At 41.1% G+C, this 13,987-nt stretch carries 5 protein-coding genes and 1 tRNA gene; 1 reads left to right on the forward strand and 5 read right to left on the reverse strand.

The window, feature by feature from the left end:
- Positions 1–12 precede the first annotated feature (12 nt).
- The 3 genes from AB5627_RS02405 to AB5627_RS02415 form a co-directional block, all read right to left on the reverse strand.
- Complete coding sequence (locus AB5627_RS02405; protein ID WP_022287327.1) at positions 13–1,953, reverse strand: diguanylate cyclase; 1,941 nt, start codon at positions 1,951–1,953, stop codon at positions 13–15.
- A 168-nt stretch (positions 1,954–2,121) separates the two neighbouring features.
- A complete protein-coding gene (locus AB5627_RS02410) occupies positions 2,122–5,370 on the reverse strand; it encodes a UvrD-helicase domain-containing protein (RefSeq protein WP_333634989.1) in 3,249 nt (1,082 codons plus the stop codon).
- Entirely contained in the window at positions 5,367–8,084 is a 2,718-nt protein-coding gene (locus tag AB5627_RS02415; RefSeq protein ID WP_333634990.1) for a PD-(D/E)XK nuclease family protein, read from the reverse strand. Before AB5627_RS02415 ends, AB5627_RS02410 begins: the two co-directional genes overlap by 4 nt.
- 262 nt (positions 8,085–8,346) lie before the next feature.
- On the opposite strand from AB5627_RS02415, the gene AB5627_RS02420 reads away from it, so the two are divergent.
- Positions 8,347–9,690, forward strand: a complete 1,344-nt coding sequence (locus tag AB5627_RS02420; RefSeq protein WP_333634991.1) for an MATE family efflux transporter — start codon at positions 8,347–8,349, stop codon at positions 9,688–9,690.
- Between the two features lie 479 nt (positions 9,691–10,169).
- On the opposite strand, the gene AB5627_RS02425 is transcribed toward AB5627_RS02420, so the two are convergent.
- Positions 10,170–13,778 (reverse strand): Helicase associated domain protein, encoded by a 3,609-nt coding sequence (locus tag AB5627_RS02425; protein WP_022287693.1) that lies wholly within the window; start codon positions 13,776–13,778, stop codon positions 10,170–10,172.
- A 29-nt stretch (positions 13,779–13,807) separates the two neighbouring features.
- Positions 13,808–13,882 (reverse strand) — tRNA-Gly (locus AB5627_RS02430).
- Between the last annotated feature and the right edge of the window lie 105 nt (positions 13,883–13,987).

The raw sequence follows: 13,987 nt of genomic DNA on the forward strand, positions 1-13,987 counted from the left end.
TCATATCATCTCTTATTCTACGCCCTTTGCAAGTTCGTTCTGAATATCTTTAAGACATTCGACAAGCACAGGGTTGAATGTACCGCACTCTCCGTTAAGTATCAATTCCATAGCCTTTTCATGAGAATACGCCTTTTTGTAAACTCGCTCGCTGACAAGTGCGTCATAAACGTCGGCGACAGAAACTATCTGAGCCGATATCGGTATCTCGTCGCCTTTTAGTCCGTCAGGATAGCCCCTGCCGTCATAACGCTCATGGTGCCACCTGCATATGTCATGGGCTATCTTCAAGAGTGGCTCGTCACGGAACTGCTCAAGACTTTCAAGCATATTCGCTCCGATAGCGGAGTGAGTTTTCATTATCTCAAACTCCTCTTTGGTTAGCCTGCCGGGCTTATTGAGTATCTTATCGTCAATACCTATCTTGCCGATATCATGGAGTGCCGCAGCCATTGGTATGAGAAGCTGCTCAGTGCCGCTGACAGTATACTTGTTTGTGCGCATGGGAAGCCTATCCAAAAGCAGCTCCGTTATGCGCTTTATGTTCACCACATGACTTCCACTCTCGCCGTTTCTGAACTCTACTATCTGGCTGAGTATGCTTATCATCATACGGTTGTTTTTATCTTTTTCATACATCTGGTCGCTGACAAGGGAAATAAGTCTGCGCTGTTTTGCATAAAGCTTAATGGTATTGAACACACGCTGATACACAACGCGTGAATCAAAGGGTCTGCTGATATAATCAGAAACGCCAAACTCATATGCTTTTCTTATAGAGGACGCAGAATCCTCGCTTGATATCATTATAACAGGGATATCATCTATCCAATGATGTTCCGCCATATAGTCAAGGACTTCAAATCCGTCCATTTCGGGCATGATTATATCTAAAAGCACAAGTGAAATTCCAGTGCCATACTGACTAAGCAGGTCAATACACTCCTCGCCGCTTGCCGCCTCATGTATGATATATTCATTGCCAAGCATTTCAGAGAGTATCTCTCTGTTTATATTTGAATCGTCAACAATAAGTATCTCCTGCTTTTGAGGCTCACCGACAACACTTTCGTGACCATCTGTGACAACTGTATCTTTCTTTGTCTTTGCCTGATACATAAGCTTATCAGCCTTGCTGACAGCTTCGTCAAGGCTATTGCCATCAGAGAAAACGCCGCCGACGCTTGCTGACAGACGTATATTTGAATACCCTGGCACAGTTGCCGCATGGATATTTCGTTTTATCTTCCTGAGCTTATGGGCAAAATCGTCCTCCTGAATACCAGGCATGACAAGCAAAAACTCGTCGCCACCATAACGCACAAGCTCATCAGATTTTCTAATACAGCGCCTTATAGCATCAACCACTGTCACAAGCACCATATCTCCTGCGTCATGACCGCATGTATCATTATAAACCTTGAAGTCGTCAAGATCTATCATCGCAACGCCCGCAGGCACATGGGACTTTTTAAGCTTATCTTCAAAATATCTCCTGTTGCTCGCACCTGTCAATGCATCAGTATACATTGCCTTATGATATTTTGACAGCTTATTCATTATCTTTTCTCTGTCCTGAACACCCAGCAGAGAGTCCTCATCAAGCTTTTTGATAAGCTCCATAACATACGGCTCTCCGTCAACCTGAACATACTTTGAAAAGACCTGATAAATGTCAGTTCCCATAAATTCAAGCTTAGTTCTCGGCTTTTTATCAATAAAAGTTTTTAAGGATATACAGTTTTCACAAGGCTCGTCCACTTTCCAAAAAGAAAAACACTGACATGGATTTTCAACGCAGCCGCTCACTCCATGAGGACCGTCCGCTTTCAGCAGCCTGACAAAATCAAAAGTTTTCCCGAGAACGTCAATTTCCTTTTCTATCTCCGAAGAGGTGGAACTCAGTTGGCTTTCGCTGTTATCATCGCAGGTCCATAATTTGTACACGTCCATATTCACGTTCTCCTTACGCTTAGTGTAGACTTATTGTTGCTTTTTTTACTTTTTTCGACATTATTAACTGATTTATTATACCACACCTCAATCACATTGTCAACCGAACGATACAAATTATAATATTATTCATAATATTAACACATTCATATTTTAAGCGACTTTGCTCTAGTTTTTCATATATTTATCGTCATTCATAAAGTAAATATGGCACTCCACCTTGGTTTCCTCACTGAGCGAGAGCATTTTTCTGAGTATCTTTTCGTAGAAATCAAGCTGTGAACGATATGTCTTTAAAATTCTCTCCTCAAAAAGCTTTCTGTCGGCTTCTTCCTGTATGTTGGTCTTATAGTCGATTATGATAAAGCTTTTGTCTGACATTTTAAGCACAAGATCCATAACTCCGTTGCTGTATTCATTGCCGTCCATACTGTAGAATGGAAGCTCTGTATACACCGCCTGCGCATTTTTGAGCAATGTTTCGATATCCTTATCTTTCAAAAAGCTGTGAAGCTGATAGTTGATATAGTCCTTATAAAAGCTCTCAGAAGCCTGCGAACTGCACTCGTCCTCAAAGTCGAGATACGCTCTGCTGACAATCTTCTGAATTAGCTCATTCTGCTGTGGCGTTTCGTTATACGAAAACAGCTTTCCACGCATATTCACTGCAAGCTCAAAGGCACGATGTACCATATGACCGATATCTATGCCCTTTGGACGTCCATAAGACAGTTTCTCCACTCCACTTGGTATAGTGACCTTTTTGCCGTCCTCAAGGTGGCTAGGAGTGATTTTGCTAACATATTTCTCACTGAGCTTTTTAACGCTTTCATCAAAAGCATTTCGACTGTTGTTCACCTCATCGAATATATCCTTGACGTTTATCTGCACCGCCTGCACAGCACTTTGCGCTGTGGCATTGTTTATCTGCGGCAGTTCTCTGCCTATTTTGCTCATTGTAAGTTTGTCGATCACAGGTTTTTTCCGTTCAAAAGTATACACAAATATAAAAGCCTGCTTTGCTCTTGTGGCCGCAACATATTCAAGCCTGAGCTGTTCGCCAAAATATTTATCCTCTGCCTGCTTCCTCTCATTAGGATAGAATGTCAGATAGTCCATATATGAATAATCGCTTGTTTTCAAAGGTACATAGACCTGTCTTTTAGCCACAAGGTCGGTGTACTTTCCACCGCTGAATTTATGATTTTTAGCCTCCGCCATAATAACGATATTCCCCTCAAGACCCTTTGCCTTGTGAAGATTCATGAGCCTTACGCAGTTCTGCTCACTGCTGTCAAGGATAAGCTCTTTTTCTTTCAGCACAGAAAGCTCGTTTTTCATCATGTCCATAAGCTCATCGCTTCCTGCAAAATCCTGCTTTTCCCACTTTTCAATAAGATAGATAAGATTTGAAAGCTCATATTCTCTGTTGCTGGTATTATCGAAAAGAAGCTCAGGAAAATCAAGTATCTTATAAAGCTTCGCTATAGGCTCATTAACAGTATCGGCAGACGCCTTTACTGCAACAAGCGTGGCGTCATTGCTTTCACAGTTTTGTTCATAATCGTCTACGTCAATTTCAGCGTCTTCAAAATCGATGCTGTCAGGCCTACATCTCCAAAGGATAGAATAAGCCTTTTCCTTTGCGGTAGGGCTGTAGCTTTCAAAAACGAACTCTGCAAGAGCAATAAATCTTTTCAGCACCAGACTGTTTTTCTGAGGACGTTTGCCCCACATTGTATATGGTATGCCACAATCTGTCAAGACCATTGAATAAAACTCCATTTGAGTTGTGTTCCAAAGAAGCAGAAGAAAATCACTGTATTTTATAGGTCTTTCCACACCCTTGTCGAATATCTTTCCACCGTTCACAAGGTCTGATATTATCTTAGCCACGCTTTCAGCACCCGGATCTTTGACAAAATACGCCCCTCTGATAACATCGTCGGAAACAGCCGCAGGCTTATCAGCCTTTGATATCATATCGCTGTATGTCATACCATATTTGCCGTTTATTTCAGGCTGAAACTTTTCATTTACCCAAGCTATAAGCTGCTCATCAGAGCGGAAGTTGTAATCAAGTGAGAAAAACTCGCAGTTTTTTTCATTATTGTTCTGGAATTTGGCTTTCATTTTGTTATAAAGCCTGATATCGGCGTCACGGAAGCCGTAGATAGACTGCTTAGGGTCGCCCACCGCAAACAGCGCACCATCGCGGAGTGGGCATTGCCATATATCACCGCCTGCTATAAGCTTGCTGTCGTCTGCACAAAGATACAGCAGAAGCTCAGTCTGCATAACGTCAGTGTCCTGAAACTCGTCTATATAAATGCAGGAATACTTGTCTTTGAAAAACGCTCTTGCCTCACTGCTGTTTTTGAGAAGCTCGTGAGTGTGATACAAAAGCCCGTCATTTGAAACGCTCTCCCCGTCTTCACTCTCCTGATAAGCCTTTACAGCCTGCTCTATATACGTTGCCGTCTTGTTGAGTGCATACAGTGCATTTTCTTTCTTTACATTATCAAACCCACTTGGGCTGAAAATAGCCATGTTCTCATTGCTCTTTGGATGATCTTTCTTAATTTTAGTCTTATTAAAAGGCTCAAGGAACTTTTTGCAAGCTTTAAGATTAGCGCAAACTTTTACATAATTATACTTTGGGTCGTAGACATTCATATTATCAGGAAAAAACTTTGTCACATCACCAACAAGAAAACCTGCTATATCTTCGTATTTTCCACCCAAAGCACCATTATAGAACGCACGCACAAGACTATCCCTATAGTTACACATTTCTTTATAGGCAAGCTTATTTATGGTGTCAAATGTCACACTGTCATAGCTTTTATCCCTAACAAACTCAACATCTCTGTATTCAGCACACTCAAGAAATGTTTCCATAAGAAAGTTTTTCACACGGCTGTCTCTGAGCTTATATTGATTGCTGTTCAGAAAGCCGAAATCTTCTATGTTCGCACCATTTGTGCGGTAATATCTCTCGAAAAAGTCAGCCTGTGCCTGCTTTGTTTCACCGTCCTCGGCAAGTTTTAATCCCAAATGCAGGTCAGCTTCAAAAGGCTGTTCTGACAGCATACTCAAACAAAAGCTGTGTATAGTGCTTATCTTCATGCGCTGTAAATTCATAACAGCGTTCTCATACAGCTTCTTTTCCTCACCGCTGCATTTTGCGATATTCTCCGTAAGCCCTGCCTGTATCCTCTCATAAAGCTCGTTTGCAGCAGCGTTGGTGAAAGTTATAAGCACTATCTTTTCAACAGGTATACCTGCGCCTATCTGACCTATAACACGCTGTATTATAAGCCTTGTCTTACCTGCACCTGCGCCTGCTTCAACAAGGATATTCTTATCATAACTGTCTTTGTCTATTATATAGCTTCTTATCTGTTCTTCACTCATTCTGTTGCACCCCCTGAGCAAACTTCTTCATAAGCAGGACAAAACGTGCATGGAGTAATTTTATCATTCTTATTCACAATACACTTTTTAAAGCCCTCTTCTACTATTTTCTTAAATGTTATTGTTATCATGTTTTCGATTCCAGAATTATCCTTATTGTTAACTACATGGCAATTCCCTTTTTCAAGAATGAAAACGTAATCTGCGGCAACGATATCACTTTCGCTCACTTCTCCCACAGGCGTACAACCATTTTCAAGCGCAAGTGCATAAATATGATCCTGTGGGTCTTCTGGGAGCTTTTCCCTGAATTTTTTGATATCCTCCGTCTTGTAGTCAACTATCTGGTATGACACCTTTGTGCCGTCTATTATCCTGTCAAGGCGGTCTATCCTACCCATTATGGTGACTTCATACTCTCCTATCTCCACATCACCGTTGAACGGATACTCGACCTCAACGACCTCACGTTTGCCTGAGTGTATATCGCCGTGCAGTTCGTCAAGATATGCCTTGACACAATTGTAATATTCATTTCTCTCACTCTGCGCAACAGCCATATCCAACGGTGGATAATCAAGAAGGTATTTTTTCGTAACACTCTCAAATATCTCATCAAGTATAGCCTTGTCAACAGTTTCAGACACCTCAGCCGCACTTTTTCCTTTAAGCACAGTCTTGGCATAATTCTCCATTATCTCATGTATATACATTCCCTTGACATTGCCTTTGAGCCATGCACTGCGGTCTATATCCACCTCCTGCGGCTTTTCAACATGGGCGATACGCTCATAGAAAAACCTCAGCGGACACTGAAGCATAGTCGAAAGGCTTGTGGCAGAAATGATAAAATGTTTTTTTTCGCACATTTCACGCAATATATCTATACGGCTTTCTCTTTGCTTATCAAGATACTCCGTAAGGCTTTCGCTTTGCTTTGCACCGTCATCATGAAGCCCGATTTTTTCTGCCTTGTTAAGGAAAGCACTGTTTAATGATATCTCAGAACGCACGCTCACCTTGCGTCTGTCAGAAAGATAATCATACACTTCTATTTTGTTTACATCAATGCCCTTTTCAGCCGCAATAACAGTATACACTGCCGACGGGCTTTGCGCTCTTATTTCTACGGTATCATAAACACTACAGCTTACAACAAGGTTTGCTCTCTCAGCCATGAGAACAGTTCTCACAAGGTCAGTGAGCTTTCTGCGCTCGATAGCGTCAGAACAATGGTCACGGTTGCCGAAAAGCTGTTCTCTCTCCTTATCGTTAAGCACAGGTGACTCGTCCTGCATGACAGGAAATCTTCCTGTTGTCAGACCAAGAACATATATGTTTTTCATGAAAAGCGCAGAATACCGCCCCATAAGACAGCAGGTAACAGCACCTTTTGATGCAGGCAAAGAATACCTTGCGTTCTCTGCAATGTCGGTGATCTCAGTCATTGCTTCCTGCAAGCTAAGACTCTTGTCATAGTCTGCATAAAATATATATCTGCCTATCAAAGCGTCCTTAACGCTTGATATGGAACTTCTCTGCTCGGCGTTTGCTCCATTCACATATTTTTTTACCAATTTCAGTACGCCACCGTAAAACTCTTTTGCGCTGACATTTTCTTTTTTAAAGACATCATAAAAGTCCGTAAACACCTGACTATCCCTTGTGCTATACCATTCAATGCCCCAGCCGTTTCCTGAGTTCTGTGCTTCAAGGAATATCCGGCCCTTGCTTTTGGTCTTGCCGTCCTCTACTATCTCCTCATATTTGAAAACAGGCGAAAGCATTACATCTCTGAATAGGTCAAATCTATAGTCATTTTTGCACCATTTGAGCATTGCCCTGAACAATGCAACAACGTCACTGTGTCTGCATGAAATGCCCTCAGGAAATTCCACGGGGACTTTGTATTGATCGCACATATTCATGAGCAAGTCCATATACTCATCATCGGGACACAGCACAGCGGTATCGCAAAGCTCATAACCACTGTTCACGATATGTAGAACAGTTCTCTCCACCTCGTTTGTTACGCCATAATTTCTCCAAAGCTCCGCCTTTTGTGCTAATTTTCTCAGACCATTCTGATACTGCTCATCGCTCATATCAGCCATGTTATCTATCACCGCAGGATCAGGCAAAAGCCCTATATACTCCGCTGTCAGCTTATCAGCTTCTATTTCTTTATCATATGCAAAATGAACGCTGTTCACGTCTGCCTTACCAGCCTTTATAAGACCGCTGGCAATGCTTATGAGCTTTGCACTGTCATATAGTTTGCTGTCTGAAAGCTTATTTTCATACGCTTGAAAGATCGCACTCAGCGTGTTGATACGTCTGCTGTCCAAGGACAATGAATCAGGGCCTATACAGTTCATTCTAAGCTCTGATATTGTCTTGAATATCTCCATGCAGGCATTATGGTCATCGCTTTTAAAATAGTTTATACCGCTTTCATCAATAATACGTCTTACTATCTCACAGCCCTCAGCATTTGACAGTGTTATTATCCTGCTGTCCATATACTCGGCACTGGTTTCGATAATATGCTTTGCATGATCTGCGACTGTGTATCTTTCAAGCCTTATAACAATATTTTCACCGCTTGCGTTCTCCAACATTCTCTCGGCGTTGAGATAATCATTACATATGTAAACCTTTTTAGTCAAATGGTCTGCTTCATTACAGTCTTTGAGCCACTCTATAAAAGTCATTACGCTTTCTCCCCTAACATAAATTATCATAATAACATTTTACCATAACAGAAAAATCTTGTCAATCTACAATTAGCGTGTTTGTATACTTTTTTGAAACACAATATTAAAGAAAATTCATTGACAAAATCATACCGCTATGTTAAAATATACTTTGTAAAACTTGCGTGGATTTTTCCTGACAGTATGTCACTTTTCGCCACACAGCAAACAGGCTGTGCGGCTTTTTTTCTGCCCACAGACAAAGGAGTGTAAAAAATAAATGAACAGTGATTTCATGAAAACAAGACCGATCTTCCCTCTTCTGCTTTCAATGTCCCTGCCAATGGTGATATCAATGCTTGTAAACTCTCTTTACAACATCATTGACAGCTTTTTTGTGGCAAAGATAAGCGAGGACGCAATGACATCGCTTTCACTGGTGTTCCCTGTGCAGAATTTTATAAGTGCCACTGCTATCGGCTTTGGTATCGGCATCAATGCGGTCATTGCCATATATCTTGGTGCAGGCAGAAAGGAAAAGGCTGACATTGCCGCAACTCAGGGGCTTGCCCTTTCGGCTTTGCATGGTATTGTGCTAATGATAATATGTATACTTATAATGCCTGCATTTCTATCTATGTTCACAAGTAATAAAAACGTTGTAGATCTTGGCGTGCAGTATTGCAACATTGTATTTACATTCTCTCCTGCATTAATGCTTGCCATTGCATTTGAGAAGATATTCCAATCTGTCGGCAGAATGAAGATATCAATGTTCAGTATGCTCTGCGGCTGTATTGCAAACATAATCCTTGACCCTCTGCTTATTTTTGGCGGTGGATTTTTTCCTGAAATGGGTATAAAGGGTGCTGCACTCGCCACCGGTATCGGTCAGGTGCTGACCCTTGTCATATACATAATAGCATATCTTCGCTGTGAGCTTCCTGTTAAGCTTTCCGCAAAACACAAGCGTCCTGACGGCATAATAATCGCAAAGATGTACTCCATAGGCATTCCTGCAACACTTAATCTTGCACTGCCGTCACTTCTCATATCCGCCCTCAACGGCATACTTGCGGCATATTCACAAAGCTATGTGCTTGTTCTTGGAATTTACTACAAGCTCCAGACCTTTCTTTATCTACCCGCAAACGGTGTTATTCAGGGTATGCGACCAGTTATCAGTTTTAACTACGGAGCAGGCGAGAAGGAGCGTGTGAAGAAAATATACCGCATTGTTCTTTACATGACAGGTGTGATATTGGCGGCAGGAACTATCATATGCGCACTTTTCCCAGCCAAGCTCATAGGGCTTTTCACGGAAAACGCTGACACTATCGCCATAGGCAAAACAGCACTACGCCTAATTTGTATCGGCTTTGTTATCTCCGCAGTATCCGTCACCTCATCAGGTGCGCTGGAGGGGCTTGGCATGGGCATTCCGTCGCTTATGATATCTCTGTGCAGATTTATTGCGATAATACTGCCACTTGCGTTCTTCCTCTGCAAGCTCACGGGACCAACAGGCGTATGGAACGCATTCTGGATAACAGAAGTCGTCACCGCTTTGATATCTGTATTTATCTACAGATTTTCAGTTTCAAGGCAAAAAGATTTAAAATAAACACTGCCACTATTCTGTCATTACCACTTATTTCCGTTTAACAACTTGTAATTTGCAAAAAAGCGTTGACATTTTGCAAAAAAAGTGTTATAATATATCTTGCATGCCGCTGTGGTGGAATAGGCAGACACAAGGGACTTTGATGTTTGTACGCATAGCAATGTGCGTCTGAGTTTTTTCTCAGAGAGTGCCCACAGAGAAATCTGTGGAGTAGAAGTCGGCTAAAACGGCGAAGGCACAAACAGAACGCCGTGCTAACCCGTCAGGGTGAGTGTAGAGACCTTACACCGACTACCTAAGTCCGAAAGGATATGGTAAAGACCAAGTCCAGACTACAACACACGCTTTGTGTGGCTATGGTAACATAGAGTAGTACGAAAATCCCTCGCTGGCGACAGCGTACCGGTTCAAGTCCGGTTAGCGGCACCAGAATAAAAGCTCTTAGGTCGTCTTGCGATCTAAGAGCTTTTTTAGGTTACTTATCTACAAATTTTTTCGGGATCAAGATCAACTTTGAGTGCTTCAAGCATTTCAATATGCTTGTCTGACATCTGTCCATTCTTGTATTTTTTCTTCTGAGAATTGAGCCATACTGCAATGCTGTTTTCTGATCCTTTTATTTTTCTTGTGAGAGGCATTCTCCCGTTTTCCGCAATGAAAGATCTCAATTCTTCGTATCTTGTCAGCCACTGTTTTTCAAATCTGTCATTTACTTGCGGCTCTATGCCTATCTTTTTGAGCTTTTCTATTTGTTCAGGCGTTCTTGGTGTGCTATCTTTTCCATTTACTATCTTCTGTTCGCCATTGACCCAATTACACAGCTCACTGCCGTCAACAATGATACCCTTTTTGACGCTTGCACCAACACCATGCTCATCAAAATATCTCACTGCTTCTTCATACATTATATCCCAATGTGATATCAAATTATCAAGAACAGTTTTAGGGTCAAGTTCATTGAACATTTCTACTCTTTCATCACTGAATACTCCGTTTTGGATAAAATTCCTCTGCTGACGTATCCAATCAATGATTTTTATCCCTTTGTATTCTGCCTTAGGGTCGAGTTTTTCGCCTTTATGCAGTTCAAGATATTCCTTTACTATCTCATACTTAGCAAGCCATTTTGTCATATTCGCCTTATATATCCCTGACTTTTCGGCTTTAAAGGGATAACCGATATCGTCAAATTTTTTCATTTGTTCTTTGGTAAGCTCGCCTTTTTTATATGCTCTTTTTTGCTTGGAAAACCATAAAGACAGGTCAGTGCCGTCATAGGCAGCATATTTTTCTGGGAGCCGTTTTGTATCGTTTTTTTCAAAATAAGCCTTTAATTCTTCATAGCGATACTCCCACTCATCTTCAGCGTCAAGAGGAAATCTCAGCTTTCTGAATCTCTCCACATATTTTTTTGCAAGCTCGCCTCGTCTGTATCGTACTCTGCAATTGGATATCCAGTTTCCTAGGCGATATCCGTCGTCACACACAGTTATTGCCCTTATTTTATATATCCCTTTTTCAGATATAAATTTCTCAAGATGCTGAAAACCCTTTTCATAAAGACTAGCATTCTCTATCTCAGACAAATTGTTCCACTCTATCCCGAGCTTATCCAATAATTCTATCCTATCCTGTGAAAGAACGCCTTCTCTTTTCTGCACACGCTGTTTGTATATCCATATGCCAAGCTGAAATTCATGATATACAGCGTTCTGAGGCACGCTTATGTTTCCATATTCTTCGTAATATTGCTTTGCAAGCGAATATCTTTCATTCCATATATGTTCATGATATGAGATATCTGAAAGAAGTCCTATTGCCTTAAGCTTTTCTATCTGTTTCTCTGACAATCTTCCCTCTTTGGCATACTTTTTTTGTCTGCTTATCCATGTTTTTATACTTGCACTGCTAACAGTTAAGTCATCAGAAATATCTGTGTTTCCGTGTTCATCATAATATTTTTTCAGCAGTAAATACTTTTCTTCCCAACGTGAAGAAGTTGCATCAAAAACAAAGTCTATACTTTTCAGCTTTTCAATGCGAGCGTCTGAAAGTTTGCCATCTCTATACAAAATACGCTGTCTTTCCACCCATGTGTCTAGACAAGCACCATTTTTGGTTTTATATGAAACAGGAATGTTGAAATTATTGTTATCCTTATAGTATTCCGTAAGTTCACGAAACATATCATTCCATTTTCTGTTGTTTCTATCGTCCCAACTCATTCCGAGTTTATCAAGGCGAGATATTTGCTCGGCTGTCAGAGAACGTGAACCTGTCCGTCTTGATTTTCGCATACTGTCGAGCCAAACTCCAAGACATATTCCCTCGCTGTCTACATACTTTGCAGGAACGTCCAGGTCACCATTTTCACGATGATATCTAACGGCGGCCTCATAGTTTTCTTCCCAGAGATAATCAGGCACGTCCCATACCATTCCTATCTCATCAAGCCTTGCGGATCTTTCCTCACTAAAGCCCCATTTTCTGATACCATTTTTCTTTGCCATTCGCTGGGTGACTAACCACTGGCCAATGTTTATTCCATTTTCATTTACATATGAATATGGTGCTAAAAGATTGCCGTTCTCCTCATAATACTTTTTAGCGGCTTCATAATATCTTTCCCATGACAATTCGCCTATTGACTGCCAGCGCATACCAATAGCGTTAAGTGCATCTATCTGCATCTGCGTAAGAGGTTTTCCATTATGAGTTCCTCTGTAAAGTCCTCTTTGTGTATTTATCCACAAGCCAAGGCTGTAGCCGTCTTCTGTAAAATATGTCGCAGGTATTTCAAGGTCACCGTTTTTTTCATAATAAGCTTTTGCCTTTTCATACATGATATCCCACGAAGCTGAAAGGGACTCCTCAAGCTTATCGAAAAGCTTTTTGCAGTCTTCAACTTTATCAATAAGCTCAAAGTTATCATTTACTACCATGCCCTCGTTATCATGAGAACGATAATAACGAACAGCAACTTTCATTTCTTCTTTGATAGAATCTATGCTGTAAAGATTTTCAATGTTATTGACAATATCGAAAATAACAGGTCTTTGTGACTTCCCTGCACTTAGCGCACGTCCGATCTGCTGTTTATAGATAATTGGAGAGATAGTCGGACGCAGAAGAATAACACCTGAAACATCGTCAACATGAACGCCCTCGTTAAGCATATCTATGCAGTATAGCAATTTAAGGTGGTCAGAATTATCCTCCTTAAATTCATGAAAAGCCTTGCTTGTTTCAGGATCATTGGAATAAGCTTCATAAATATGAGGCCTTTTATCCACCTTATGAAACCATTCGTCAGCCTTGTCTATCATATCGTCCATATGCTCACGATTTGCACAGAAAACGATATATTTTCCTGCTCTGTTTTCCATATGCTTATCAAAAATATCATCAAGCTTTTCTGCTTTATCTAACGCCCTGCGAAGTGCTTCAAGATATTCCTCAGCCTTGTCACGCATAGACTTATATCTTGCATTTTTTACTCTTTTTTCATATTCGTCAAGATCCTTCTGATATGAAAATATCGAGAGAATATATTTAGGCGGATCAAGGATACCACGAACGATAGCGTCACCCAAAGTCATTTCACTTGCGATATTTCCGTCAAAAAGCTCGTCTGTCATATCACGCTGGTTATCAAGATAACGTATTGCTGTGGCAGACAGACCTAACAGCGGTGTATCCGGATACATTTCAAGCAATTTCTGAACGCCCATGCCCCAATATTCCGCACCGCATCTGTGAAATTCATCGAGTATTATGTAATCAGGTTTTATCTCCGAAAAATTCTCGTCAGATAAAAGCATAAGCTTGGCGTAAGTATAAAATTTCACATTCTGCGGCTCATATCCACCGCTTGCCTCTTTTAAATTCTCAAGCTGCGTCTGATAGATATACCTTGACGGAGAAAGCCAACATATTATCTTATCGGAGTTGTCATAGCAGAGTTTAAAACCGATAAAACTTTTTCCTGTTCCGGTAGGGTGAACTACGGCTGCTTTATTTCGTTCAGCAAGCATTGACACCACAGCTTTATAGGCTTCTTCATTGTGTCTGAACAGCTCTAATGCCACGTTATTCCCTCCTACTAAAACACATCATTTGGAGCAAGCAACGGGAATCGAACCCGCATCCCAAGCTTGGGAAGCTTGTATACTGACCATTGTACTATGCTTGCAAAAAGGCAATACTAAAATATATTGCCTTAGAGCAAAGCCTGTTACCACGGACTTTGCTCATTCTTGTATTTTTTATTGTATCTCATCTTTAAACGCCAAGATGT

The sequence above is a fragment of the Ruminococcus sp. RTP21198st1_G1_RTP21198_201120 genome, assembly GCF_040924265.1.
Lineage (GTDB): Bacteria > Bacillota > Clostridia > Oscillospirales > Ruminococcaceae > Hominimerdicola > Hominimerdicola aceti.